Raw genomic sequence first — 25,833 nt, 5'->3', positions numbered from 1 at the left:
AGGCAAATAGTAGCGCTTTGAGTAAAACTTTCGGGTGATAAGCCGGGCGACCAAAGTCGTTTTCAATTAAGTGATATTGCGAGTCATCTAAATCTTCCACAACTTGATGAATAGAGTAGACGATATGATTTTCTGGTAAGTAACAGTTCATTTCTAATGGCAAGGTTGTTTGGTTCATGGTATATTGAGTATACATAAGGAGCACCCTTTCTATGATGTTTTTGTGGTGATTATATTATACCAAAGCCGTGCTCCTTTTGCTTACATAAACAAATAAGATCCACTGAAATCTCAAGTAGATTTTCAGCGGATCTTATTTGTTTGTTAAGACTTTTGTCCCAGCCTCTTTTTTTCTTTATGCACTATCTCTTTTAATCAGCTTTGTACTTAATATCACAGTTTTAATCGCTTCCCTGTCTTCATGTATCCTTTCATGAAGAAGCTGGATACCGCACCTTCCCATTTCTTCTGTATAGACTTTTACTGTCGTTAAAGCTGGAGTAATATATTTTGCAGTCGAGATATCATTGAAACCAATAATACTGACTTCTTCCGGTACTTTAATTCTATTTTCGTACAATGCTTTCAGACAACCTATTGCAATGGCATCATTGGCAGCAATAAAGGCAGTAGGCAAGTTTTCTTTGCCTAGTATACTGATCGCTTTTTCCATATTTTCTTTACCGTCCTCTACACGAAAAGCACCTTTAAAAAAATAGTTTTCGTTATAAATTCCCTGTTTTTTAAGATATCTCCTAGCGTAACTAGTCCTTGGATCTGTCCATGTTCCCGAAGAATCACTGTATGATTCTTCTCCGGCTATAAATCCTATTTTTTGATGTCCAGCTTGAATCAGATAATCAATGTTTTGTTTCATAGCTTCTTTAAAATCTATTAAAACAGTATCATTCGCACGATCCCGAGGAACATAATCTACAAAACAGACTTGAGTAGCTTGTCTTCTCAACTCTTCTACTTGAGCCGGGCTGAATTTTCCTATTGCTAAAACTCCTGCTAGATCTTTTTCCAGTTTGTCTTCTTGTCTATGATAAATTCGAACGATATCATATCCCATTTGCTGTGCTTGCTGTTCCGCACCTAATCGAATTGATAAATAATATAAATCATTCAACTCTTCTTCTTCCGTATACCAATTTACAATGGCCAACTTCAATTTTTTTTGTTGGGTTTTCTTGCGATGGTTTTTATATTCTAATTCTTCAGCTGCTTCAAATATTCTCTTTTTTGTCTCAGCTCCTACGGAAAGAGTTGGATCATAATTGAGTACTCTTGAAACTGTTGAAGTTGAGACCTCTGCTTTTTCTGCAATATCTTTTAATGTAGCCATTTGTTCACTCCTTCTAACTATACATCACTTATTGTACAAAAAGATGCTCCAGAGAGCACCTTTTATTTAATTATTCTAGTACACTAAATCGATACATAGTTTGTGAGTGATATGTTTGCTCAGGTTGTAAGAAAATGTTTCCAAACTTAGACTGATTAACTGCATCAGGTAATGTTTGTGCTTCTAAAGTGATTCCTGCATATTGTTTAGCTGGCTCTCCCTGAATTTGGAAAGCATCCATTTCCTTATTATGCGTAAAAATGACCACACTATTTTCTTCCGTACTCATAATCACTTGACGTCCACTTTTTTCTTCAGAAAGTACAGCTTGAACAGCTTCACCTTTTTGTTCTAATACAAATGGATGATCTAACCCAGATACTGATTTTATCTGTGGATCATCAGATAAAACTGCCTCCCGGACTAATTTTGACTCAGAAAAGTCAAATGCAGTTCCTGAAGAATCTTTTAATACTCCAGTTGGTAAGTTTCTATCTCCAAGCATTCCGTATTTAGAACTAGAAAGCTGCAATTTATGATTTAAGATCGTTTGTTTAATGTCTCCTGTCAAATTAAAATAAATATGATTAGTTGGATTGAATAACGTTGTTGCATCTGTATGAGCTGTATATAAAATCTTCCATTCATTCTTTTCAGTCAGTCGATACTCAACTTCGACTTCAAGATTTCCAGGATAGCCATTTTCTCCAGCGAGACTTTTGCAGGAAAAGATTATACTAGCATGATCCTCTTCATTCTTTGTTTTTACTTTCCATAATTTAGTGTCTAATCCTACCGGTCCTCCATGTAGCTGGTTTCCTTTTTCATTCACATCTAGTTGTACTTGTTGTCCTTCAACTATATATTGCCCATCAGTGATACGTCCGGCAACTCGGCCGATCGTTGCTCCATAAAACGGTCTATGGGCAACCATATCTTCTAAGCTTTCAACATTCAATGTAATATTTGCTTTCTCTCCATTTTTATCTGGAGTAACAATTTTCGTAACGATTGCACCATAGGGAATGGCAGATAATGAAATACCATTTGAATTAGTCAGTGTATATTCTATGACTTCCTGATTTTGAAACATGCCGAAAAATTTTGTTGTAATGTCCACTATACTTCCTCCTAATATGCTCATAGCTTGATAATAAAAAATAATTTTTATTTTATACTTTTTTCAATAGTTCAAGGAAACGTATAAATGCCTTTTTCCCCTGTTCATCTCTTTTAAATACACCAGCGTCTTTTAAGACCTGCAAAAAAATTTCACCTACTGCATGATAAATAATTTCTGTAACATTCTCAGGGGTTATTAGATTTTCTTTCTCTTTTAATGCTTCTGCCCATTTCTGATGAACAGGGGCAACTTGTATCTCCCCACCCAACAAAAACTCTTTTACAGACTCTAATTCTCTTTCTAATCTAGGAGGCAATATAGCCAGTCCCATTACTTCGATTAGACCGATATTCTCTTTTTTTATATGTTGAACATTGGGATGGGGATGGAAAATACCATCTGGGAATTTATCATTTGTTCGATTATTTCTAAGCACTAAATCTAATTCAAACAACTTTTTTCTTCTACGAGCAATAGGTGTTACAGCGTTATGTGGCGTTCCGTTTGTATAAGCTAGAACATCGACAGATTGATCAGAATACGCCTTCCAAGTATCCATTACTTTTTTAGCCGCTTGTTCTAAAGATTTTTTATCCTCACTTTGTAGGCGTATAACTGACATCGGCCACTTAACAATTCCCGCTTTGACATCTGGCAAATTTTCTAATTGAAAAGATTGTTCAATGTCAGCATATTCTAGTGGGAATGTATGCCGGCCGCCCTGATAATGATCATGTGATAATATTGATCCGCCCACAATTGGTAGACCAGCATTTGACCCAACAAAATAATGCGGTAGTGTAGTTAAAATATCGAGTAAATTCTTGATTGCTTGTTCTCCTACATTCATTGCACGATGTGCTTTTGATAAAAAAATTGCATGTTCATTATAATAAGAATAAGGAGAATACTGGAACCCCCATAGCTCTCCTGATACATCCATTCGTATGATACGATGATTGGATCGCCCTGGATGAGTTTTATTCCCAGCATATCCTTCATTTTCCATGCAAAGCATGTTTACAGGATAATTCAGTTTTTCGATTTTAGCTGCAGCAATATTTTTGGGATCTTTTTCTGGTTTCGATAAATTGATGGTAATCTCTATTTCACCATATTCTGTCTGATGTTTATATTCAATATTTTTCGCAATTTCTCTTGTCTTTATATAATTACTTTCTTTGCTGAACGCATAAAAGTACTCTGTTGCCTTGATTATATCTTGTGCATAAAGTTTCCAGAATTGATCATTCACTTCTGAAGGTCTTGGGGTAACAATATTCATTATCTTAGCCCCAAATATATCTTTCTCAGAAGAAGTATCTTCAATTATTTTATTATCTACTGCATATTTGATCAAATGGTCAAGTAAGTCTAAATGGGAGAGGTTAATCATTTTTTGACTAGGCTCTATTTCTAAACCTTTCTTTCCAAGTAACTCTAAAAGTTGATTTACTAAATAAATACGGTCTAAAGGATCAACTTTCCCTTTCTCAACATACCAATCAATAAACATTAGAATGATTTGATCAATTGAATGATCCAGAGATTGTTTCAGTCCATCTTTTTTCATGCTTCAACCCATTCCTTAGTCCCGTCAGCTGTTTCTGCGATATAAAATTCAGCTGGATGTCCAATTTCTTTTTTGTATTCTTTTCCTACATTTTCGATAAAGGTCTCTACTGCATCATTTTTGACAATTGCAATACAGCAGCCACCGAAGCCGCCACCGGTCATTCGTGCGCCAATAACACCTGCTTGAAGCCATGCTAACTGCACTAATAAATCCGTTTCTTTGACGGTAACTTCGTAATCTTCATGCAATGAAGTATGTGATTCATTCATTAATTGACCAAATGTTTTTAAATCTCCCGCTTTTAATGCTTCTGCTGCTTGTTCTGTTCTGACGTTTTCATAAACTGCGTGTTTTGCCCGACGGGTCAGCACATCATCGTTGATGATAAATTTATTTTTTTCGAACGCTTCTTCTGTTAGCTCTCCCAAGGAAGACACATTCACTACAGTCTGTAATTTTTTCAGCGCTTCTTCGCATTGTTGTCTTCTTAGATTGTACTCTGAATCTACAAGTTCTCTTCGAGTCAGCGAATTCATAATTAAAATTTTATGATCGGGTAATTCTACAGGAACTTGCTCATATTTCAGTATATTTGTGTCAAGTAACATAGCGTGCTTTTTCTTTGCCATTCCTACTGCAAATTGATCTAAAATGCCTGAGTTTAATCCAAGGAATTCATTTTCTGTTTTCATTCCTAATTTAACTAGATCCAACCGTGGAATTCCTAATTCAAAACATTCATTTACCAAGACCCCTATCAATAATTCTAAAGAGGCCGATGAAGAAAGGGATGCTCCGTTTGGAATATTTCCATTGATATAAATTTCAAAACCATTTGGCAGTTTCCCATAATTTTGTTGAATATAGTGAATCATGCCTTTAAGATAGTTCGTCCATTTATCCATCTGTTTATACTCAATATCAGTCAACTTAAAAGACAGAATTCCATCATCAGGAAAATTAGCGGAATAGGCGCGTACTAAACTGTCTTTTCGCATTGAAATAACTGCATAAGTCCCCATTGTTATTGCACTGGGAAAAACTTTTCCCCCGTTATAGTCAGTATGTTCACCAATTAAATTGATTCTTCCAGGTGAGAAAAAGATCCGTTCTCCATCTTTACCAAACGTTTCTTTAAATCCAATTAATAGTTGTTCTCTATCCATACGACTCCCTCTTTCTGTAGTTATTAATTTCATTGTAAGCCTTTTAGTAAATATTAACAAGTAAATTTACTAAATAATGTAATGATAACAAAAACGCCTAATCAACTGATTAGACGTTTTTATAGTTTCAGTTAGGATTCGTTATAAAATTCCTAACATACCCTTTTCTTTTTTAGCCATATGTTTATTCTTATTTATATAATATTTTCTTTTAGAACGTACTATTATTCCATTTTATATAGTCGCTGACTTCTACTCCATATAGAATTAGCTGTTTCCTGAAAATCCCATAAATAAGTAAATTCCAAGAATTGCATTGAACCCAGCAGCAGAAAAAACACTAAAGCGCTCTGGAATACCAAAATATTCTTCTGAAACAACAGCTGTTCCGATTGCACCACTTACCATAAGCAAAAGTGCTATCGTTGCCCATACTGCCAAGGAAACGTATTGCTGGTTACGGTATCCTCCCAGCATAATCATTACTAAAGAACTGATAGATAGTAGCACAACCATTACCGTTACAGTAATGTGCATAATATTGTGGACATTCCAAACAGATTTATCTGCAGTAAGCGGAAATGCTGAATAGCCAACAGCGGATATCCAATTCATAATAGCAAACAAGTAAATCCCTATTCGTAATCCTTTATTTAATCTTCTTTGAATAAATACGCACACCATCATAACTGAAATCAATCCGCATATGTCAAATAACACTGCCAACTGATTCCAGAGCATTAAAGAAGGTGCATTTGTAGCACTCAAATCACTGACAGCCTGTTTCATCCAATTATAACCTGGGTAGGCTAGCGGACTAAATACTACAGCTGCCGAATAAGAAAATAAGCTGATCATTCCTAGTAATCCTAACCAATTTATCAAAGCTTTTTCAACTTTTTCTACCTCATTTCTTGTTCTTTAAATAAAAGCACGTATATACTATTTGATAAGCTTATTATAACGATATGTAAGAAAATCATGCTATTTTTTTAAACTACTTCAGTATAAATTTAAAATACAATTTTGCCTACTACATTTCAAGTTAAAATATAAAAATTGGTAGTTAACCGTATATCTTACTATAGGATAAAAAAGATAAATTCTGCTCAACTAATACTGGCGATATACAGGACATATATCCGTATGTTCTTATTGAGATTTTAACAATAAATTAGCAATGGTATATTTTAGATTAATTAATCATTTTTTCTTGTTTTCTTCATATATTACTCAAAAATTTATTTCTATTCTTTCTGAAATCAATGATTTAATATGGTATAATAACAGAGTACAAACAACAAGACTATAGAATCTATGACTTAACAGGAGGTCAAAATTATGCCTTTTTTCCCATTTTTTTGGGATCCTACCTTTATATTGATTATCATTGGTATGATCATCTCAGGTTTAGCAAGTATGTACGTCCAATCCACTTATAGTAAATATGGTGAAGTAAATAGTAAAAATGGTTATACTGCTTCAGATGTCTGTCGTAAAATCCTTGATGCCGCTCATCTAGAAAATGTTCGCTTAGAAGGTATTCGGGGTAATCTAACTGATCATTATAATGCTCAAGAGAATGTGCTGAGATTGTCAGATACAACTAGAAATTCAAGATCTGTTGCTGCCATCGGGGTTGCTGCTCATGAAGCAGGACATGCTCTCCAAGATCGTGATGATTATGCACCCTTAAGAATACGTGCTGCTTTAGTCCCCGTAACTAACTTCGGGCAAACAGCTGCTTTTCCAATACTTTTCTTAGGTTTCTTTCTAGGAGAAGGTGGAGGGATGTTGGTTAATATTGGAATTTTACTATTTTCTCTAACCTTATTATTCCAGTTAGTCACGTTACCTGTAGAATTCAACGCCTCAAATCGTGCGATCCAGGTTCTTGAAACGCAAGGCCTATTGAGCCGAGAAGAAATTCCTCAAGCACGCAAAGTATTAAATGCTGCTGCATTAACTTATATCGCTGCTGCAATTGCTTCGTTCTTAAGTGTATTGCGTCTAGTCTTGATTTTCAGCGGACGCAGCAGAGATTAATTTATTAAATTTTTTTCGTTACCGTTCAGTTCCGGAAAGAAAATAGCACTCTTTTTTCTCTAGGCACTGATACGCTTGACTAGATACATTCATTAAAAACTGATTTTACACTTTCTAATTCTGTAAGCAAAAATGGTACAAGTCCTTCAAAAGGCTTGTACCATTTTTTTATACTACTTGTAATTTTTCAATATAGTCTTTTAATACTTGAATAGTTTGGATACAGTCTGATAAGTCAGACCATTCTTTTGGATTATGACTTATTCCATCTTTACTTTTAACAAACAACATAGCAGATGGAATATGTCTTCCTACGATCATAGCATCATGTCCCGCACCGCTCGACAAGTAGTAAGGCTCGATTCCCAGTCTAGTCATACTTTGTGCCAATCTCTCTTGGCGCTTTTCAGAAATCGGAACTGGAGCCACGTCATGAACGTTTTGATGCATAAATTTCACACCTGTATGTTCCTGAATTTTTTCGCCTGTTTTAACAATTTTTTCAACTAATTCCGTTCTTGAGTCAAACCGAATATCTCGAATATCTACGAATAATATAACTTCTCCTGGTATAACATTTGTTCCATTTGGTTTAACTTGAATATTCCCAACCGTTGCAACTGCTGTATCATTAATTGTGCGGGGAAGTGTACTGATTTTTTGGATAAACTCGCTTGCTGCAACAAGTGCATCCTTACGGTCATCCATTGGAGTATTTCCAGCATGACCTGCCAGTCCTTCAAACGTTACTTTCAACCAGTATGGCCCGGCAATTCCTGTTACGATCCCACAAGGCAACCCTGCTTTTTCTAACTTTTTCCCTTGTTCTATGTGTACTTCGACAAACGTTTCAATTTCGTCAAGATCTCTACCTGTTTCACTGTACACTTGTGCCGTTAGACCGACATCTTGGATGACTTCTTCAAACAATCGATCATCGTAATCTTTTCTCAGAAGTGTTTTTTCCATATCAGTGTCTCCTACCATAGCTTCGCTTCCTGTTAACCCTCCGTTAAAACGTGAGCCTTCTTCATCCGTAAAGATTACTACTTCATACGGTTTCTCTGGAACATACCCTGTATCCTTCCAGGCTTGTGCGACTTCTAAAGCAGATAACACTCCGATTGTTCCATCAAAATGTCCGCCATTAGGAACCGTATCTACATGTGACCCACTCATGATAGCAGCTTTTTTACTATCTTTTCCTTCCAGACGCCCGAAAATATTCCCTGCTCCATCTTCACTGACTGCTAAACCTGCCTCCTGCATCCATTCTATCACTCGGTCTTTTGCTTCTCTTTCCAATGTAGAAAATCCCGGTCTTCTAGAACCATTATCTTCTGTCAACCCAATATTCGCCAATATACTAAGCCTTTCAGCTAATCTCTCCCCTGAAATACCATTAACTGAAAACTGATCATTGTAAGACTCCAGCAATTTTTCGTAAAGACCTATGTAAATCTCTCCCATATTGTTCTCCCCTTTTCCAATTTTGTTTATTATACCATGTTGTGTCAAAAGAAAAAGAGACAGCTCAAATTGAGACAGTCTCCATTTAACTATTTATTCTGTATCTTCTGCAAAGACAATATTCCATTCATTCCGTTTGGACAAAAACTCACGTGCTACTTCTTTTGCACCTTCTAATGTATGATGAGCTGCCCAACCGCACTGTTTCTCATTACTTGCTGGTACTTCATCCGCTTCTAGTATATCTTCCATAGTGCGCTCTAACACTTTTAGTATTTCGTCATAATTTTCATGATTCAATACTGTAAGATAAAACCCTGTTTGGCATCCCATTGGTCCAAAGTCGATTACATAATCAGCATGATTGCGAATATGCTCTGCTGTCAAATGCTCTAGTGAATGAACCGCCATCATATCCATGTGTTCTTTGTTAGGTTGTGAAAAACGAACATCATATTTTACGATAATATCTCCATGGGCCCCTGTTTTGCGATCCGCTACTCTTACATAAGGTGCAATTACCTTATTATGATCCAAGTTAAAACTTTCAACATTCATTCTTTTTTCAGTCATGATCTATGTTCTCCTTTTATACTTTAGTACGATTTCCTGCACTAATTGGTTATTGATTGATTATTTTAGTAGGACATTTTTGTTCCTTCAAATATCCAGACAAATTTATTCATTTGTCTAAATGAGAGATCTGAGAATCCAGCTTGTTTTAAAGCTTCATAAACTACGGGTAATAGCGGATAGTGCTCTCTATTCAAATCTTCTACCAATTCAGCATACCCCATATTCATTGCTTCTTCAATCATTAATTTATAGGCTGCTTCAGAAATAAACATGGTATCTGCAAAAATAACTTTTCCTCCAAATGTCAACAGTTGATTATATTGTTTTAACACAATACTTTTTTCTTCATCCGTCAAATGATGAAATACATAAGAACTCACGATAGTATCTATTTTATGGGGCGGAGTAGGATATTGCTGTAAATCTCCATCATAAACCATAAAGTGTTCTGGAAGCTTTTTGTTTGCTAATTCGCGCATTTGACTAGAAGGTTCTACCGCAAATACATTCTTTTCAGCATTTAATAATTTATAGGTCAAATTCCCTGTTCCTATACCAAATTCCATCACATTATCGCTGCTCTTTTCAACAATTTCTTCAAGAATTCTATCATAGTCTGCAAATACCTCTTTATATTGTTGATCTTTTCCTTGGACGTAAGCATCATACTCTTCAGCCCATTCTGAAAAAACATTTAAGAATTCTCTTCCCATATTATCTACTCTCCAATCTAAAGATCGAACTGTGCTTTTTCATTCTGTTCTTTTGTTTTGACAACGTGAGCTGGAATTCCAACTGCTGTCACACCTTCAGGGATATTATTGAGCACTACTGCACTAGCCCCAATCTTTGCTTTTGCTCCAATAGTAACCTTGCCAATGACTTGGACATGTGCAGATAAAAGAACCCCATCTTTAATCGTTGGATGCCGTTTACCCGTTGTATTTCCTCTCCCACCAAGTGTTACACCATGAAACATTCGTACATCGTTTCCAATCTCAGCAGTCTCACCAATAACGATTCCCATACCATGGTCTATAAAAAGCCTCTTCCCTATTGTTGCACCCGGATGAATTTCGATTCCTGTCATGAACCGAGCAAAATTGGATAGGACTCGTGCCAGTAACTTTATATTCTTCAAATAAAGAAAATGCGCTATCCGGTGATAAAATAATGCCCACACTCCTGGATAGGTTAGTAAAATTTCTATAGCTGTCCTAGCTGCTGGATCGTTCTTTTTATAAGTTTGAATCAATTCATTGAAGGATTCCATGACTTCTCCTTTTAACTATCTAGTTTAAATACTAGCGAATCCTAATTCCAAATCTTCAATTAAATCTTTTAAATCTTCTATTCCAACAGACAATCGAATTAACTCATCTTTTATTCCTGATTTCAACCGATCTTCTTTCGGGATAGATCCATGTGTCATTAGTGCTGGAATTTCTATAAGACTTTCAACTGCTCCAAGGCTTTCTGCAAGAGTAATCAATTTAAGGTTTTCAACAAATAATTTCGCAGATAGTCCTTCTGTTAATTCAAAAGAAATCATTCCACCAAATCCAGTCATTTGTTTTTTTGCAATTGAATATCCCGGATGAGAAGCCAGTCCTGGATAATAAACCTTAAAAACTTTGGGATGCTGATCAAGAAATTCTACGATTTTTAAGGCATTATATTCATGTGCATCCATACGTATAGCCAATGTCTTGATTCCTCTTTGAATGATCCAACTATCTTGAGGTCCAAGAATTCCTCCTATAGCATTTTGTAAAAAGCCGAGTTCTTCAGCTAACTTTTTATCATTTGTCGTGACTAATCCTGCTACAACATCACTGTGTCCTCCTAAATACTTTGATGCACTGTGTAAGACGATATCAGCACCTAATTCTAAAGGTTTCTGATGATACGGTGTAGCGAATGTATTATCTACAATTGAAATGATATTATGTTTTTTCGCGACTTCTGCTACTGCTTGAATATCTGTTATTTTGAGTAAAGGGTTTGTTGGTGTCTCTAGAAATATTGCTTTTGTATTATCTTGGATTGATGCTTCGATCGCATCGATTTTAGTAGTGTCTACGATAGTGAAGGTTAGTCCCAACCGTTTTAAGATTTTATCCATCAATCGATACGTTCCTCCGTATACATCATCTCCAACAATAATATGATCTCCTTTTGAGAAAAGAGAGAATATCGTATGAGTACCAGCTGAACCAGAAGCAAATGCAAATCCACGAATTCCGCCTTCCATATCGGCAATCAACGCCTCTAGTGCTGCTCTAGTTGGATTACCAGTTCTAGAATATTCATATCCTTTATGAACACCCACTTTATCTTGTTTATATGTTGATGTCTGATGAATCGGGACATTAACTGATCCCGTTGCCTCATCATGGCTGATTCCACCGTGTATATAAGTCGTTTTCATTCTCATATTATTCTGCTCCTTTATAAATGTTTTTTGATAGGTACCGTTCACTACTGTCTGGGAAAATAGTAACAACCGTACTATTTTCTGGTAAGTTTCTAGCTTCCTTCAATGCTCCTGCAAAAGCGGCACCACTAGAACTACCAACAAACAAACCATTTCGTCTGGCAAGCTCTCTTGTATAATAAAAAGCTTCTTCATCTGTAATTGTATAAACCTGATCAACCCATTTTAATTTTAAAAACCCTGGTATGAATTCCATTCCAATTCCTTCGGTATCATGTGGTCCCGGCAGACCTCCTCCTAATATAGATCCTTCTGGTTCTACTACAGCTGTTTTAATGTTCTCATTCAGCTCTTTTAGATACTGTGCTACCCCACTAAATGTTCCTCCACTTCCAGCACCAGCTATAAAAGCTGTTGGATAATGATTTTCTAAATCTGCTATGATTTCTGGAGCGAGCGTTTCATAATAGGCTCTTGGATTCATTTCATTTTCAAACTGCAGTGGTAAATAAGAATTTGGAATAGTCTCTTTTAGTTCTTTTGCCTTCTCTATCGCCCCTTTCATTCCTTCATTAGTAGCGGTATGAATAATTTTAGCCCCTAATGCTTTCATTAACTGCTGTTTTTCCTGACTAAACTTTTCCGGAACAACAAAAATCGTAGTCATTCCATAAGTTAAGGCTGAGATAGCTAGCCCTATACCCGTATTCCCCGCTGTGGGTTCTATAATTGTTGTTTTACTATTGATGAGCCCCTTTTTAAAAGGCTCTTCGATCAGTTTTTTCCCTAATCTATCTTTGATGCTTCCACCTGGATTAAACATTTCAAGCTTCGCAAGTATTCTTGATCCTTGTGGTATATCGAAACCTTTTACTTCAAACATCGGAGTCTTCCCAATGAGTTTGGTTATATTATCGTAAATCATTACTTTCACTCCTTTTTATATTATTTCATAATTATCTTTGGATACTTTACTCTAGAAAGCACAAAAAAGCGCACAAGGAATATCCTCATGCGCTTTCGTTATTTTACTAAAATCAGGTTGGATTAAGCTAACTCTACCCTTTTGCAAAAATTCCAGGAGTATCTAATTAATGTTAGAGAAGACCATTGATTTTGATAAAATATTTTTGAAGGCATGAAGAATAAACTGTGCAACAAGTACAACAGCAGGCATTATTCATGTTCAAAAATGAATTATTCAAAAATCAGGTTCCTTTCCAAAGTAGTTTTGATGTGAGGTCATAATATCACTGTTAGAAATTTAAGTCAATTACTATTTTAATAGATTCTAGTATACTTGAGAATTATCTAACAAGTCATTATAAAAAACAGCTTTAGCTGTCTGAATATAGGGCGTTATAAAAAGGTATCCTAAACCGAAAGTAAGAGCACCAATTAAATGCCAACCTATAAAACTTAATTCCAGAAGAAATAGCTTTCCTTTATATCCGGCCATCAACTCTTTACTACGTGATATACAATCCATTACTGTTAAGTTTTCTCCATTTGCCTCTGAATCCTTATAGATATAGTATGCTTGAGAATAAGCAAGAGATGCTATTATCCCAGGTATAATCAGTAAAAGTGACCATAAAATAACAAAAAATCCTGTTATGATATAAATAGCTAACACTTGTATAACATGCCCTTGTTTAAATATCCGCAATGAATCACTAAGTGGATCAATTTTAGAATGCGAGTTGCGAACTAGATCAAGTAACGTGAATGCCACACCAGTCGCAAAGAGTATAGCCACTAAATCAACTATAATACTTTTAAAGTTTATAAAATTATTCATACCATATTCAGTTGCTTCATTTACCACATTCTGATCAAAAAACTCTATTCCAAAAAAGTCTAATGTATTCGATGCTTCTCCAGTAAAAATAATTGCAATCAAGACTGGAATCACATTCAGCAGCGCAGCATCCTTCCATTTTCCATTTAATATTTGTCTTGCTGTACTTCTAATCTCTCCTACAGATAACATAGGTACCCTCCTACAAATATTCAGATAGCTATTTACCTGAATATGCGTTTGTGTTTATAATTGATAATTAACTTTGTATCTACTTTCAGATTCTAGATACAATAGTTTTTGTATCAGATCTGCAGTTCTTTCATCTTGTAACTGTTCATATAATCTTATGAGATTTTTTAAAATATAAAATCTTACAATTTCATCATTACTCTCTAAATCTATAAATGTCTCTTTAAATCGTTCTTCATACGCTTGAAACAGCATACTTCTTTGTTCTGTTCCCGCTAGTCCAATCTTCCATGTAGCCTGAAAGAGATCTACGGAAAATTCATGGTTGAGATCATAAGTAATGTTCCAGATTTCCGGAAAGACTTTGAGGATGCGCTTCTCTGTATCACTAGTTGCTAAGTAAGATAATAGTTGTCCCGCTCTTAATCTGAGCTCTATGTTAGATGATGATAGATCTTCAACTAATTTATCCCAGACTTCATAGACCCAATCTGCTTTATTACTCACTGTTTCGATTAGCAGTAAAAAAGCCTTATTCTGCGTTTCCCAGTCATTTACCTTAGCAAGTTGAAATAGCATTTTTGTTTCTGCATCCATAAAATCTACTCATTCCTTTAGAATTTTTATATGACATTCGTTGTTTTACTTCTACACTTCTATCATACTCAAATTCATCTAAAGATTATATCGTGCTTAAGACTGATTTATGAATCGAATGATTCATAAATTTGTTCGGATAATGCTATTTTCTCATCTATTTCTCTTTTCATCTTTCTTAAGCGATTCTGTACAGTCAGAATCTGTTGTTTAAGATTTTCTAGGCTACTGATATTTTTATTGATTTTATTATTATTACTGATGTCCGTGAATATATTATCAAAAAAGATATCCATCGCTCTATGTCCTCCTGAAATAAATTCATAACTGCTATTCCATTCATATTCGACATCTCTGAGTTCCAATTCATATCGACGTAACTCCGATTCTACTTTGGACATAAGATTTTCTGCTTCATCAATTTTATCGTACTTCATCATATCTGTGAAAAAACCTCCGCCCAACATATCCATTGTGGACCAATTGTTAGCAGAGCTGAGATGTTTAAGGGCTTCATCAATTCTATTGAGTATGTTTTCTTCTGCACTAAATGCTTCATCAACCTCAACCAGTTCCTGGCGCCATCCCATTCTTTTTTTAGATTCTTCATCTACTTTTTGATGGTAACTTGGATCGCTAATAAATAGCAGGTTTTTAAGTTCTTCCAGTTCAGATCTAATTTTGGTCACATTAAATTCTAATTGCACATAGTTAGCTTTTGCTTCTTCAAGTTGTTCTGCTGCTTTATCTAGCTGGTATCTTGCCTCGATTTGCTCCTGTTTTTCTTTTTCGATTTTCCTTTCTTGTGATCCAATAACATTACGTATGAAGTATGCAAAAGATTTTTCTTCCGCTTCTTCTATATCTTTTGTCTCTTCTTCATACTGTACTTTTGCTTGATTATATTGATTTGTACAGTATTGAACATCGTTTTTTGCATCATTTAATTTCCTGATCAAAATGCTTAATTTTGACTGCACTATTTCTAGGTCTCTCATTATCCATCTCTCCTTGATCTTCATTTTCTGATTTTATGTATATCCAGCAGTATTTTCATTATACCGATTGCTATATTTTATTACTATCATTTTTGTAATTTTCTGCACAAAAAAACAAGCCAAGATTTTATATTCTCAGCTTGTTTAAACTTTAAAGTATTAATTTGTACCTAACTCTGCACGAACAACATCCGCAATACGTTCTACATAGTTTACAACAGCTTCTTCAGTCTCCGCTTCAGCCATTACACGTAATAATGACTCCGTTCCACTTGGGCGAACTAAAACACGGCCATTTCCAGCCATTTCTGCTTCTACTTCTTCAATAACAGATTTAATTGCTTCATTTTGCATAACATTATGTTTATCTGTCACAGGAATATTTACTAATTTTTGAGGAAAAGTAGAAACTTCTTCTGCTAATTCAGATAATTTCTTACCTGTTTGTTTCATCACATTTAACAACTGGATACCTGTAAGTAAACCATCACCTGTTGTATGATAATCAAGGAATACCACATGCCCAGACTGTTCACCACCGAGATTATAACCGCTTTTCAGCATTTCTTCCACTACATAACGATCTCCAACTTGTGTTTTTACAGACTCTAGACCATGTTGTTCTATTGCTTTATAGAAGCCTATATTACTCATTACAGTAGATACAATTGTATTTTTTTTCAAGCGACCTTCATCATGCATGAATTTACCACAAATATAGAGAATCTTATCTCCATCTACGATATTTCCCAATTCATCTACCGCAATCAAGCGATCACCATCACCATCGAATGATAATCCAACATGTGCATTTTTTTCCAGTACAAATTCAGCTAAGTGTTCTGGATGTGTGCTCCCAACTCCCGCATTTATATTCAATCCATCAGGGGAGGCACCTGTAACATCAAAGTCAGTATCAAGATCTGCAAAGAGACGATTCAATAATGGACTAGCTGCCCCGTTTGCTCCATCTAAAGCAACATGAAGTCCTGTAAGACTACCAGAGATCGTCTGTGTCAAGAACTGAATGTATTTCAACATACCTTCTTTATATTCTTCTGAAGTTCCTAAGCCTTCCGCACTTGGACGTGGCAAGGTATCTTCATCTGAATCTATAAGTGCTTCTATTTCCAGTTCCTGAACATCTGATAACTTAAATCCATCAGATCCAAAAAATTTGATTCCGTTATCTTGAACGGGATTATGGGATGCAGAGATCATGATTCCAGCAGTAGCTCCTTGCTGACGTGTCAGATAAGATACTCCTGGAGTAGTCAATACACCTAATCTTAATACTTCTGCTCCTACTGATAATAATCCGGCAATCAAAGCATATTCTAACATGCGACCAGAAACGCGTGTATCTTTTCCGACTAATACTCGAGGTCTTTCTTCCTCTGTATGTTGGGCCAATACGTATCCACCATATCTACCCAATTTAAAGGCCATTTCTGGAGTTAACTCGGCGTTTGCAATGCCTCTCACTCCATCTGTCCCGAAATATTTTCCCATTAGTTAATATTCTCCTTTATCAATTATACAAATCGCTTTTATTATTCTGCGCTATCTCCAGTATTTTCCTCTTCATTTGGAGTTACTCGAATCAACACTTCCAACTCTTCAGGATCTGTCTCTGTAATGCCTTCTGGCAATATCAACGGAACTGTTCTCACAGTTGATTCTGTAATTCCAGATATGTCTACTTCAACAGGGAAGTTATTCAGAGCTTCTAAAGCATCTGTTTCTCCAGTTACATTAACATTTTCTGGTTGCCCTTGTGAAAATTCCAGAGTATACTGGTAATTCTCATCTGCAGAACCAGTTTCTTTTAATACGATGGGTACTGATCTTTGTGTTCCTTCAACTGGAATTCTTACATCTACCTGCTGCGGATCGATATTGACGTTTAAAGGATCCCCTGTTTCATCTAAAACTAAGACGTTCAATGTCATCTGGATATCTTCGGATACATTACTTTCTTCTGGAACTACAACAACCATTACATCACTAATTTGATCAATTGTCGATTCCGCCCCTGAAACACGGACTTTTTCGGTTGAGAGAACCGGAGTTCCTGCCGTATATCCATCAGCTAAATGAGTAGCTGCATTGAATTCCACTCTAATATCATGTTCTTCCACTTTTTTTTCTTCGATTGTTAACTCAAATTCTGATGGACTGATACTGTACTCTAACTGATCACTCAGCCCATCTGCTTCCAGACGGACAGTATGCGTACCCGGTCCTAATTCATTCAAGTCAGGTGTTACAATATTAAAGTTCTGAGTAGCTAATGTCTGGGTTAAAATAGCCTGTGGTCCTTCCAGACGAATCGTAGCTGTTTCCGGGATGCCAGAAACAAAATACTGATCTCGATCTACATCTATATTGATTGGGATATTGGTAATGACCTCTGAGCCTGTGATGCTCGCACCATCAGTCGGGTTGGTTGATAAGTTTCTTGATTCTTCTTCATAATAAACATACGAAAACAGTAAAATCGCAAAAAATACTGCAATAATCCGAGTAAACCAATTATTATTTAAATTCCATTTCACTTACCAGACACTCCCTTCCGAACCGCTTCAATAATTTGCTGTATCGGTCCCTGTGTCTCTTTCTCCTTTGTACTCATTACTAATTCTTTATTCAGATAATCAATTACATCATTACTATCCATTTCTGTAATTAAGTTTCCACCCCGGGCAAGGCTGATCTCTCCAGTTTCCTCGGACACAATTACTGTAATTGCATCTGTTACCTCAGATAAGCCAATTGCAGCTCGATGTCTTGTCCCCAGTTTTTTAGGAATAGCCGGACTTTCAGATAAAGGTAGATAACTTGCAGCAGTAACAATCTTAAAGTCTTTAATAATGACTGCTCCATCGTGTAAAGGCGTATTAGGAATAAAAATATTAATCAGTAGTTCCGATGAAATATCTGCTCCTATTTTTATTCCAGTTTTTATATATTCATCCAAACCGCTTTCCATTTCTATAGAGATCAGAGCTCCTATACGTCGCTTACTCATATATTGAATCGCGGTTGCTAAGTTGCTTACAACTATTTCACTTGGATTGCTTTTCTTTCTTCTTCCAAATAAGTAACCTCTACCTAAATGTTCCAAACCTCTTCTCAATTCTGGTTGGAAGATGATGATCAAAGCCAGCGCGGACCATTGAATGACGAAATCTACTATAAATTCTGTAGTATGCAGCTGTAGCAACACACTAAATAATTTTAGTAATAATATTACACCAATCCCTTTTAACAATTCGATTGCTCGGGTACCGCGTACGATTTTAATCAGCTGATAAATAAAAAATGCGACTATCATAATGTCGACTATGTTGATTCCTGTTCTCAACGTAAGTAACTGTGACCAGTCAAAATCTGATAGGAAATCAAAGGGCATGAACGTCACCTCCTAGTTCTAAACATGCACGGAATTAGTATATCATAACTAGACAATATATTCGTAGGTAATAACGAAATTTATAACATTTTCATCATAAAAATATTCAAATAAAAAAGCTGTATAGCAATTCTGCTACACAGCTTTTCAACACAATACTGGGCTACCAGGATTCGAACCTGGGGAATGACGGGATCAAAACCCGCTGCCTTACCGCTTGGCTATAGCCCAAAAAGTGGAGGGAGTAGGATTCGAACCTACGAACCCGAAGGAGCGGATTTACAGTCCGCCGCGTTTAGCCACTTCGCTATCCCTCCATAATGAAATAAAACAATATTCTTGATAAATGCCGGCTAAAGGAATTGAACCCTCGACCCACTGATTACGATTCAGTTGCTCTACCAACTGAGCTAAGCCGGCAAACTATTAAAGTGAGCTTGACTTAAAAATATATTTCAATGACCCCTACGGGATTCGAACCCGTGTTACCGCCGTGAAAGGGCGGTGTCTTAACCGCTTGACCAAGGGGCCAGATATCATTCTGTACTTTTTGAGCACAAGATATATTGTATTATGGATTTCCCCTTTTGTCAACCATTTCTATATATTTTTTTATCTTTTATTATTCTTTATGCATTTGCATTGATTGATTGATACTTTTCAGATTTACGTTTGAATAGCTCAACAACATATGGACAACTTGCCACGATTTTCTTGTTTTCTTTTTTCATTTCTTCCACTACTCTATCTACTAACTGTTCTGCTACTCCTTGACCTCTTAAAGAAGGATCAACAAACGTATGATTAATAACAACCTGGCTTTCTTGTGGAACATACGTAATTTCAGCTATTACCTCCCCTTGTTCTTCTTTATAGAAACGATTGTTTCCTTTGGTAAATTCCATTTTTATTCTCTCCTCTAAAGATCAGATTTAATCCTATTCTATCATAAATTCAGATAGAACGCTCTTATCGATCAGTTACAATACATTCAACTATACGGATTTTATTTATTTAAAGGGATTGCTGTTTACAAAGTATTATAATTTTTTTCTATTCATTTAAATATAATATAAGTATATTATGTTAGTTATAAACAGGGTCAATATAAGTATTTTTTTCACTAATTATGTCAACATTCTCAAAAAAACGCTTTTACAGTAGTTTTTTCTTGAAAACCTATATAAATCATTTGACATCTAAAAAAAGAAGAGTAAACTGATAATGCTAGAGGGTTATCTCTGCTTTAATAGGAAAAAAGGAGGAACTATGTTATGTCTGAAAAGAAAAACGATAATAAAATACTCGTTATTATGATCTTAAATAAAACAGAATTATTAGATGAATTGCTATTAGAATTTACTAATGTAGGAATTGATTCTGCTACTGTATTAAATTCTGTAGGAATGGCTCAACAATTGTCTTCACTTGAAGATACTCGTATAATATCAACAATACGCCCGTTTATTACTTCTGATCACTCTGAAAACAAAATGATTTTTACTATTGTAGATGAATCGCAAGTTGAAACTATCCGAAAAGTTGTTAATGACGTTATTGGTGATTTATCAAATCCTGATACAGGTGTATTGTTTGCCTTACCTACTCTATTCACTGAAGGCTTTCATTAATAATTTTTTTAGGAAGGAAGAGATTTTAAATTGGAACTAAATACCATGTTTTATGTGGCCCTCACTTTGCTAGTAGGGTCTTTGTTTGGTCGTTTAGCTGCTATGATTAAATTGCCGACCGTGACCGGTTATATTTTTGGTGGCTTACTACTTGGACCATCATTTTTCCATATCATGCCCGAAAACGTTGTTGAAAGTATGGATATTATTTCTGAAATTGCATTAGCTTTTATATCATTTACCATTGGACTTTCTTTTAAAGCTAGCTATTTAAGACGTGTAGGACTTACTCCACTAATAATTGCTGCATTAGAATCTACATTGGCCGCTGTCTTAGTAGCTTCATCCTTGTTTTTAATTGGTACTGATCCTGCATTTGCTTTAATTATGGGTGCTATAGCCGCAGCAACTGCACCTACTTCAATTTTATTAGTTATGAAAGAATACCGAGCGAAAGGTCCAGTTTCAGAAATGCTTAAGAGTGTAGCAGCATTAGATGATGCAACTGCTCTGATTTTGTTCGGATTTTCTTCTACAGCTGTGAAGATTCTTGTGAATACAGGAGAAAATATCAATATTCTATCTTCAATATTCCAACCAATCTTTAGTGTATTTTTATCACTCGCTATTGGAGCAATAATAGGATTCATTATGAAATATCCTCTTAAATACACTAAAACATCTGGTCAAAAATTAACGCTGTTAATTGCTTTTGTTTTTCTAACTAGTAGTGTTTCTGTTGGACTTGGAGTTTCAGAGTTACTAGCTGCCATGATGACGGGTACTGTTTTAACTAATATATCAAGTGATGCTCCTCAAATGGGAGAATTTTCCGACCGATTCACCCCTCCTATTTTCTTAATGTTTTTTGTTTTAGCTGGAGCTCAACTGAATATCCATATCATTCCAACAGTTGGTTTAATAGGAATTATGTATACTGTCTTCCGTATAGTAGGTAAAGTAACTGGGGCTTATTTTGGATCATTGTTAATGCGTACTCCTAAAGTTGTTCGAAACTATCTAGGCTTTATGCTATTGCCTCAGGCAGGTGTAGGTATTGGCTTAATTACTATTTCAGCAGGTATACTTCCTGAATACGCTGATCAGATCAGGACTGTTGTATTAAGTGCTACATTACTTTATGAATTCTCTGGTCCCGTTATCACTAAGATTGTATTACGCAAAACTGGAGAAATTCAATCAATTCCATCAAATGCTAAAGAAGCTGCAGACTTTTAAAATCAATAAAGCAGCACATTTCAAATCGAAAAAGTAGTTTATTTAGATTTATTATTTCTATATACTACATGATCAAAATATTTAGTAATAGAAAAAAACAACCTCGACCAGTATAAAAGTCAAGGTTGTTTTTTTCTATTTGTAAATCTTACTAGTTAATTCTTAATAGTTATTCTATTATTCAATTCTGCATCATTGTCTCGATTTTTAATAAGTTTAACAAATATAAAGCGAACAATCGGACCCATTACCAATAGTTGCAAAGGTAAAGCCACTATAAGATTCTTACCATAGATTGCTAAATAATCTAAAACAATAGAATTACTGATCTTATCTGTATGGATATACGTGGAAACTAATCCATAAATTGACATAAAAAACGCCATTCCAAAAACCATACAAGTTGAAATTGCTAAAATTTTAATCAATGAATTATTCACATTTTTTGTTAACTTTAGTGCAACCTTTTTAGCATTTGGACCAATTATAAGCAAATCTAACGTCAGTGCAATCATAAAGCCTATTGCAAAATCTGATACGATTGCTATAATAGTCATTTCTTCCATTATTCCATTTAAAAATAAATTATAGACAGTCATGGTTAACACCATCCCAAAACACATAATTAAACCAAATAAAAAAGTTTCTTTCTTCGTTGTTGGCATAAAATTCCTCCTTCTAAGTCACTCTTGGTATTATATAGGAATATGTCTATCTTTCGTAAGTATAATTTTTTTTATTCTAGATTTTTTATAAAGTCACTACTTTCGGTATTTTAGTAATATTTATGCCGTATATTCTTTTTAGTTTACTTCAGTTTTCTGCCATTTAGCGAAACAATAACCGATTCCCATCACTCAAATTACTTTTAGAAGTGAATAGATATAATTGAATAATCTCTTTAAACTTTTAGTTTAACAATATAAATACTTACTTATATCATTACACCATTCTATTGATGAGCTAAACAATTTCTGTTCTTCTACAATCGCTACTGCTTTATATATATCGAGTAAAGTAATTACATCGAACTTTTTAGTCAATTGAACGTTAGCTACGCATGACTTGTTCTTACAAGATCTGCCTTTCTCAGCATACTGATAATCTTACGAATGATCGCCGGTTTTGTATTCAAACTACCAGCTAGAGACTCAGAAGTAACCTGAGCCTCTTCTTCTATAACAATCAATGACACAATTTGAAGAGAGTGCTCTTTGACAATGAATTGACTGTCTTCTGTAAGAATACATGTAACCAATGGGGTATATGGCGAATTTTAAAGAGGACAAGAAATTTTGAAGGAATCTATCAAATAATTTACTGCAATTGTTAAGAACGCTTCCTGTAATTAAAAATCTATATATATCATGATTCATTAGAATAACTATCCTAAAATTAGTTTTTAGACCTACCTTTGCTACCTTGTTTGCAATTATAATTTCTAACCCGAAAAATTTAAACATAGCTCCTTAGAAGATACACTTAATTTAACCTTTCAAGCGGTAAATAATAGATACAAGTTTTATTTATCGGATAAATGTTGTTTTTTCTTTTGCGAGCACATCCTCTAACCACTGTGGATGCATTTTTAGCAGATTTTCAGGAAGTTCTGTAATTGGGAAAAATTTCATATCTATTGACTCTTTTGAATTCGCTTTTACTTTACCTTCTACAATTTCTGCTAAAAAACATGAGGTAACAAAGTGTACAGTCTTTCCATTTGGATAATGAAACAACTGAGAGTCAGGTTCAGAATAAATGCCAATTAGTTTCTTGATACGGATAAAAATATTTGCCTCTTCTTTCATTTCTCTTATTGCAGCTTGAGTAATCGATTCTCCTGGCTCTACATTCCCTGATGGAATTCCCCACTTTTTAACATCTGATCGGAGTTGTAATAATATTTTCTGCTCTTCATCTACAATGATTACAGCTATTCCTGGTTTAATAGTGTACTTAGTCAATAAAAACTCTCCTTTATGATTCAAATTAATATCCTTTATTCTTCTCATTATATGCAAAGTGATTGGTTGGTCCCTGGCCCTTTCCAAGATTTAACGTCTTTTGGATTGCCTGCGAAATAAATTCCTTACCTGTTTTTACTGAATCTTCTATACTATTATTTTTTGCGAGTTCAGCCGTTATAACTGCTGAAAATGTACAGCCTGTTCCATGAGTATTCACTGTATTATATCGAGCAGAGCTGAATTCTTTAATCTCTCCATTATAGTACAGTATGTCTCGGGCTTCGCCCTGCATATGCCCACCTTTGATCACAGCAGCCTTTGCTCCGTAAACTTCTACGATCTCTTTAGCCGCATTACGCATATCATTAATAGTATGAATATTTTTTCCAATAATTACTTCTGCTTCTGGAATATTTGGAGTAATAATGGTTGCAAGCGGAATTAAGAGCGCCTTTAGAGAACTAATAGCTTCTTCGTGTAATAAATGGTGCCCACTTTTAGCAACCATCACAGGATCCATTACATACAATTTAACCTCATTTTTTTTTAGTTTATTCGCAATTAGTTCTATTATAGATTGACTTGCTAACATTCCAGTTTTTACAGCATCAGGAATAATACCTTCAAAGACACAGTCAATTTGTTCTGAAATATTCTCTATAGAAACTTCTTCAAATGATTTTACTCCTAGTGTGTTTTGAGCAACCACTGAAGTAATAACAGCCATTCCATAAACTCTTTGCTCTTGAAAAGTTTTTAAATCAGCATGAATACCTGCTCCACCTGTTGGATCAGTACCTGCGATAGATAATGCTTTATAAATATTACTCATGATAAACTACTCCTTTTTTTAGTATTGATATAAAACAGAGTGGATCCATTTTTCTCTTTTGACATAAAAAAAGGTCCGAGGAGAAAAATTCAACGCATATTAAATACGCTGAACTTTTCCCCTCGGACCTTTTATGTCAATAGGTGCCATTTATATGATCTAATAACTGATGTAGCCCTCGGTCACAGTCCCTTAATGGTGATTGTTTGGCGGAACCCTAGCTACAATTTTCCAGTTCAATTTTTATTTATTTGATTTAGGTTAATTTTATCAGAAGAACTAGATCTTAGCAAATAGCAGTTACTGCACGTATGCGTCAAGTTTTTCTCGGTAACCTTTAACTAGTAGAATTAACAGAAATTATGTTGTGTTAATATTTTCAGGAAAATGCCCGGCCTAATTTCCCAATGAAGCTACTCACAGGGCCATAGTTGGATATTTTCCCAGTTTGAACAGTGTGTGTGGTTGAACGAGGCTTTTTCAAAGCCTGACGGACTGCTCCCTTAAGATCTTCACCTAACGGTTCAACGATAGAATCAACTTCTGTGGTCAAAGCTTTTTCCAGAAGACTGTTTTGTTCTGCTGTTAGTAATGCTACGACATTAGCTACACCTGCTTTTGTCCAACTACGTCCCTGCCTTTTCGTCCGGTAACTATACACACGATGTCCAGTTTCACAAACGCCTGTCCCATCGGACAGGGGGAGGTCACGTTGTTTAAAGCTTTTGATGTATTCCCAATTTCTATACAAATATTTTTTCAATTTTTTAATTTGATCTTTGCGTATTGCTTTGCTTTCTTCTGGCATGTCTATCAATCTGCTTTCAGCTGTTGCACAAACGGATTCCACTAATGACCAGTCAAATTTTTTTACAGCTTTTATCATTAATCCTTCCATTTTTTTATCGAAAGATAAACGTTCTTTTACCTTTCGATGTACGTGGTAGGTATCTCTAAAATGTTCATGCCGATGACAATAGCCAACGATAGTGTCAAATTTATCTTTTTCATACCCGCTTCCTCCATCGCTGTTTGTGATGACAAGTGTCTCTTTCAAGTCATAGACTTGATTTAAATAATGAGCAGCTTGCTTAAAAGCGTCTTTACTGGAATCTAAACTTGAAAATGCCATCTTGTTTATAAGCGTATGTCTCTGCTTCTTTTTATCAATGCCTTCATGTACGATGACGCGATGAATGGTTGGAGAGTCGCCTTGCCTTCCTTTAACAAGCAAACCATCACCTTCAATATATAATGCTTTTACCTTCTTTCGCTTAGTCTTAGGAAGGTCTGATTTATAGTAATATTTAGACAGGTAGTGTTGAACCTTTTCTCCAACCTCTTGCGTTACACGGTGAATGGTAGAATGGCTAGCTGTCACAGAACTACTTATCAGAAGAGACTTTTTGGCCTGTCTAT

The 25,833-nt window shown here is 35.2% G+C and carries 27 protein-coding genes and 4 tRNA genes; 3 read left to right on the top strand and 28 right to left on the bottom strand.

Annotation, left to right across the window (positions count from 1 at the left end):
* From BM212_RS08355 to BM212_RS08330, 6 genes are all read right to left on the bottom strand, one after another.
* The coding region (locus BM212_RS08355; protein ID WP_483869209.1) for a transposase at nucleotides 1-196 on the bottom strand (196 nt) is incomplete at its 3' end.
* Between the two features lie 159 nt (nucleotides 197-355).
* Complete coding sequence (locus tag BM212_RS08350) at nucleotides 356-1,348, bottom strand: LacI family DNA-binding transcriptional regulator (protein ID WP_091898039.1); 993 nt, start codon at nucleotides 1,346-1,348, stop codon at nucleotides 356-358.
* A 70-nt stretch (nucleotides 1,349-1,418) separates the two neighbouring features.
* A complete protein-coding gene (locus BM212_RS08345; protein ID WP_245750954.1) occupies nucleotides 1,419-2,468 on the bottom strand; it encodes an aldose epimerase family protein in 1,050 nt (349 codons plus the stop codon).
* A gap of 52 nt (nucleotides 2,469-2,520) precedes the next feature.
* Nucleotides 2,521-4,044, bottom strand: a complete 1,524-nt coding sequence (gene galT / locus BM212_RS08340; RefSeq protein ID WP_091898037.1) for a UDP-glucose--hexose-1-phosphate uridylyltransferase — start codon at nucleotides 4,042-4,044, stop codon at nucleotides 2,521-2,523.
* A complete protein-coding gene (locus BM212_RS08335) occupies nucleotides 4,041-5,213 on the bottom strand; it encodes a galactokinase (protein WP_091898035.1) in 1,173 nt (390 codons plus the stop codon). The genes galT and BM212_RS08335 overlap by 4 nt, the downstream gene beginning before the upstream one ends.
* A gap of 267 nt (nucleotides 5,214-5,480) precedes the next feature.
* Nucleotides 5,481-6,071 (bottom strand): DUF998 domain-containing protein, encoded by a 591-nt coding sequence (locus BM212_RS08330; RefSeq protein ID WP_091898033.1) that lies wholly within the window; start codon nucleotides 6,069-6,071, stop codon nucleotides 5,481-5,483.
* Between the two features lie 483 nt (nucleotides 6,072-6,554).
* Here BM212_RS08330 and BM212_RS08325 point away from each other — a divergent pair, with 483 nt between their 5' ends.
* Nucleotides 6,555-7,259, top strand: coding sequence for a zinc metallopeptidase (locus tag BM212_RS08325; protein ID WP_072694058.1), 705 nt, complete (start codon nucleotides 6,555-6,557; stop codon nucleotides 7,257-7,259).
* A 168-nt stretch (nucleotides 7,260-7,427) separates the two neighbouring features.
* Here BM212_RS08325 and BM212_RS08320 read toward each other — a convergent pair whose 3' ends face one another.
* The 17 genes from BM212_RS08320 to BM212_RS08240 all read right to left on the bottom strand — a co-directional run bounded on the left by BM212_RS08320 (nucleotide 7,428) and on the right by BM212_RS08240 (nucleotide 19,650).
* Nucleotides 7,428-8,729 (bottom strand): Zn-dependent hydrolase, encoded by a 1,302-nt coding sequence (locus BM212_RS08320; RefSeq protein ID WP_072694048.1) that lies wholly within the window; start codon nucleotides 8,727-8,729, stop codon nucleotides 7,428-7,430.
* Nucleotides 8,730-8,822: 93 nt separating this feature from the next.
* The gene (locus tag BM212_RS08315; RefSeq protein WP_072694046.1) at nucleotides 8,823-9,302 is read right to left on the bottom strand and encodes an S-ribosylhomocysteine lyase; all 480 of its coding nucleotides are present in this window, start codon (nucleotides 9,300-9,302) and stop codon (nucleotides 8,823-8,825) included.
* Nucleotides 9,303-9,367: 65 nt separating this feature from the next.
* Nucleotides 9,368-10,018: a class I SAM-dependent methyltransferase gene (locus BM212_RS08310; protein WP_072694044.1), complete on the bottom strand. Its 651-nt coding sequence runs from the start codon at nucleotides 10,016-10,018 to the stop codon at nucleotides 9,368-9,370.
* Between the two features lie 17 nt (nucleotides 10,019-10,035).
* A complete protein-coding gene (epsC, locus tag BM212_RS08305) occupies nucleotides 10,036-10,578 on the bottom strand; it encodes a serine O-acetyltransferase EpsC (RefSeq protein ID WP_072694042.1) in 543 nt (180 codons plus the stop codon).
* A gap of 24 nt (nucleotides 10,579-10,602) precedes the next feature.
* Nucleotides 10,603-11,742, bottom strand: coding sequence for a cystathionine gamma-synthase (locus BM212_RS08300; protein WP_072694040.1), 1,140 nt, complete (start codon nucleotides 11,740-11,742; stop codon nucleotides 10,603-10,605).
* A gap of 1 nt (nucleotide 11,743) precedes the next feature.
* Entirely contained in the window at nucleotides 11,744-12,667 is a 924-nt protein-coding gene (locus BM212_RS08295; RefSeq protein ID WP_072694038.1) for a PLP-dependent cysteine synthase family protein, read from the bottom strand.
* Between the two features lie 366 nt (nucleotides 12,668-13,033).
* Nucleotides 13,034-13,735, bottom strand: a complete 702-nt coding sequence (locus BM212_RS08290; RefSeq protein ID WP_091898031.1) for a DUF975 family protein — start codon at nucleotides 13,733-13,735, stop codon at nucleotides 13,034-13,036.
* Nucleotides 13,736-13,789: 54 nt separating this feature from the next.
* Nucleotides 13,790-14,332: a hypothetical protein gene (locus BM212_RS08285; RefSeq protein ID WP_072694034.1), complete on the bottom strand. Its 543-nt coding sequence runs from the start codon at nucleotides 14,330-14,332 to the stop codon at nucleotides 13,790-13,792.
* Nucleotides 14,333-14,439: 107 nt separating this feature from the next.
* The gene (locus BM212_RS08280; protein WP_091898029.1) at nucleotides 14,440-15,330 is read right to left on the bottom strand and encodes a hypothetical protein; all 891 of its coding nucleotides are present in this window, start codon (nucleotides 15,328-15,330) and stop codon (nucleotides 14,440-14,442) included.
* A gap of 159 nt (nucleotides 15,331-15,489) precedes the next feature.
* Nucleotides 15,490-16,842, bottom strand: coding sequence for a phosphoglucosamine mutase (gene glmM / locus BM212_RS08275; RefSeq protein ID WP_072694030.1), 1,353 nt, complete (start codon nucleotides 16,840-16,842; stop codon nucleotides 15,490-15,492).
* Nucleotides 16,843-16,883: 41 nt separating this feature from the next.
* Nucleotides 16,884-17,888 (bottom strand): CdaR family protein, encoded by a 1,005-nt coding sequence (locus BM212_RS08270; protein ID WP_072694028.1) that lies wholly within the window; start codon nucleotides 17,886-17,888, stop codon nucleotides 16,884-16,886.
* A complete protein-coding gene (cdaA, locus tag BM212_RS08265) occupies nucleotides 17,885-18,745 on the bottom strand; it encodes a diadenylate cyclase CdaA (RefSeq protein WP_072694026.1) in 861 nt (286 codons plus the stop codon). The genes BM212_RS08270 and cdaA overlap by 4 nt, the downstream gene beginning before the upstream one ends.
* Before the next feature lie 158 nt (nucleotides 18,746-18,903).
* Nucleotides 18,904-18,976, bottom strand: a tRNA-Gln gene (locus tag BM212_RS08260).
* Nucleotides 18,977-18,981: 5 nt separating this feature from the next.
* Nucleotides 18,982-19,062: transfer RNA gene (locus BM212_RS08255), tRNA-Tyr, on the bottom strand.
* 30 nt (nucleotides 19,063-19,092) lie between these two features.
* Nucleotides 19,093-19,165 (bottom strand) — tRNA-Thr (locus BM212_RS08250).
* A gap of 39 nt (nucleotides 19,166-19,204) precedes the next feature.
* Nucleotides 19,205-19,276, bottom strand: a tRNA-Glu gene (locus tag BM212_RS08245).
* A 98-nt stretch (nucleotides 19,277-19,374) separates the two neighbouring features.
* Nucleotides 19,375-19,650 (bottom strand): GNAT family N-acetyltransferase, encoded by a 276-nt coding sequence (locus tag BM212_RS08240; protein ID WP_091898027.1) that lies wholly within the window; start codon nucleotides 19,648-19,650, stop codon nucleotides 19,375-19,377.
* A gap of 369 nt (nucleotides 19,651-20,019) precedes the next feature.
* Here BM212_RS08240 and BM212_RS08235 point away from each other — a divergent pair, with 369 nt between their 5' ends.
* Complete coding sequence (locus BM212_RS08235; protein WP_091898025.1) at nucleotides 20,020-20,376, top strand: hypothetical protein; 357 nt, start codon at nucleotides 20,020-20,022, stop codon at nucleotides 20,374-20,376.
* A gap of 30 nt (nucleotides 20,377-20,406) precedes the next feature.
* Nucleotides 20,407-21,615, top strand: a complete 1,209-nt coding sequence (locus BM212_RS08230; protein ID WP_091898023.1) for a cation:proton antiporter — start codon at nucleotides 20,407-20,409, stop codon at nucleotides 21,613-21,615.
* A gap of 155 nt (nucleotides 21,616-21,770) precedes the next feature.
* Here BM212_RS08230 and BM212_RS08225 read toward each other — a convergent pair whose 3' ends face one another.
* The 5 genes from BM212_RS08225 to BM212_RS08205 form a co-directional block, all read right to left on the bottom strand.
* Nucleotides 21,771-22,280 (bottom strand): DUF2798 domain-containing protein, encoded by a 510-nt coding sequence (locus tag BM212_RS08225; protein WP_091898021.1) that lies wholly within the window; start codon nucleotides 22,278-22,280, stop codon nucleotides 21,771-21,773.
* A gap of 389 nt (nucleotides 22,281-22,669) precedes the next feature.
* Entirely contained in the window at nucleotides 22,670-22,810 is a 141-nt protein-coding gene (locus BM212_RS08220; protein ID WP_177206395.1) for a helix-turn-helix domain-containing protein, read from the bottom strand.
* 331 nt (nucleotides 22,811-23,141) lie between these two features.
* Nucleotides 23,142-23,579, bottom strand: a complete 438-nt coding sequence (locus BM212_RS08215) for an NUDIX domain-containing protein (protein WP_218149701.1) — start codon at nucleotides 23,577-23,579, stop codon at nucleotides 23,142-23,144.
* Nucleotides 23,580-23,604: 25 nt separating this feature from the next.
* Nucleotides 23,605-24,414: a bifunctional hydroxymethylpyrimidine kinase/phosphomethylpyrimidine kinase gene (thiD, locus tag BM212_RS08210; protein WP_091898015.1), complete on the bottom strand. Its 810-nt coding sequence runs from the start codon at nucleotides 24,412-24,414 to the stop codon at nucleotides 23,605-23,607.
* Between the two features lie 379 nt (nucleotides 24,415-24,793).
* Nucleotides 24,794-25,833: ISLre2 family transposase (locus BM212_RS08205; RefSeq protein WP_091898013.1), on the bottom strand; the 1,040-nt coding region annotated here is incomplete at its 5' end.

Source organism: Marinilactibacillus piezotolerans, from assembly GCF_900114235.1.
Lineage (GTDB): Bacteria > Bacillota > Bacilli > Lactobacillales > Carnobacteriaceae_A > Marinilactibacillus > Marinilactibacillus piezotolerans.
This window is presented reverse-complemented; position numbering and strand designations above follow the sequence as displayed.

Excerpts from the sequence above, each read along its gene's own strand:
- BM212_RS08350 (WP_091898039.1), bottom strand. The coding sequence starts at position 1,348 with ATGGCTACATTAAAAGATATTGCAGAAAAAGCAGAGGTCTCAACTTCA.
- galT (WP_091898037.1), bottom strand. The coding sequence starts at position 4,044 with ATGAAAAAAGATGGACTGAAACAATCTCTGGATCATTCAATTGATCAA.
- BM212_RS08335 (WP_091898035.1), bottom strand. The coding sequence starts at position 5,213 with ATGGATAGAGAACAACTATTAATTGGATTTAAAGAAACGTTTGGTAAA.
- BM212_RS08330 (WP_091898033.1), bottom strand. The coding sequence starts at position 6,071 with ATGATCAGCTTATTTTCTTATTCGGCAGCTGTAGTATTTAGTCCGCTA.
- BM212_RS08325 (WP_072694058.1), top strand. The coding sequence starts at position 6,555 with ATGCCTTTTTTCCCATTTTTTTGGGATCCTACCTTTATATTGATTATC.
- BM212_RS08320 (WP_072694048.1), bottom strand. The coding sequence starts at position 8,729 with ATGGGAGAGATTTACATAGGTCTTTACGAAAAATTGCTGGAGTCTTAC.
- BM212_RS08315 (WP_072694046.1), bottom strand. The coding sequence starts at position 9,302 with ATGACTGAAAAAAGAATGAATGTTGAAAGTTTTAACTTGGATCATAAT.
- BM212_RS08310 (WP_072694044.1), bottom strand. The coding sequence starts at position 10,018 with ATGGGAAGAGAATTCTTAAATGTTTTTTCAGAATGGGCTGAAGAGTAT.
- epsC (WP_072694042.1), bottom strand. The coding sequence starts at position 10,578 with ATGGAATCCTTCAATGAATTGATTCAAACTTATAAAAAGAACGATCCA.
- BM212_RS08300 (WP_072694040.1), bottom strand. The coding sequence starts at position 11,742 with ATGAGAATGAAAACGACTTATATACACGGTGGAATCAGCCATGATGAG.
- BM212_RS08295 (WP_072694038.1), bottom strand. The coding sequence starts at position 12,667 with ATGATTTACGATAATATAACCAAACTCATTGGGAAGACTCCGATGTTT.
- BM212_RS08290 (WP_091898031.1), bottom strand. The coding sequence starts at position 13,735 with ATGTTATCTGTAGGAGAGATTAGAAGTACAGCAAGACAAATATTAAAT.
- BM212_RS08285 (WP_072694034.1), bottom strand. The coding sequence starts at position 14,332 with ATGGATGCAGAAACAAAAATGCTATTTCAACTTGCTAAGGTAAATGAC.
- BM212_RS08280 (WP_091898029.1), bottom strand. The coding sequence starts at position 15,330 with ATGAGAGACCTAGAAATAGTGCAGTCAAAATTAAGCATTTTGATCAGG.
- glmM (WP_072694030.1), bottom strand. The coding sequence starts at position 16,842 with ATGGGAAAATATTTCGGGACAGATGGAGTGAGAGGCATTGCAAACGCC.
- cdaA (WP_072694026.1), bottom strand. The coding sequence starts at position 18,745 with ATGCCCTTTGATTTCCTATCAGATTTTGACTGGTCACAGTTACTTACG.
- BM212_RS08240 (WP_091898027.1), bottom strand. The coding sequence starts at position 19,650 with ATGGAATTTACCAAAGGAAACAATCGTTTCTATAAAGAAGAACAAGGG.
- BM212_RS08235 (WP_091898025.1), top strand. The coding sequence starts at position 20,020 with ATGTCTGAAAAGAAAAACGATAATAAAATACTCGTTATTATGATCTTA.
- BM212_RS08225 (WP_091898021.1), bottom strand. The coding sequence starts at position 22,280 with ATGCCAACAACGAAGAAAGAAACTTTTTTATTTGGTTTAATTATGTGT.
- thiD (WP_091898015.1), bottom strand. The coding sequence starts at position 24,414 with ATGAGTAATATTTATAAAGCATTATCTATCGCAGGTACTGATCCAACA.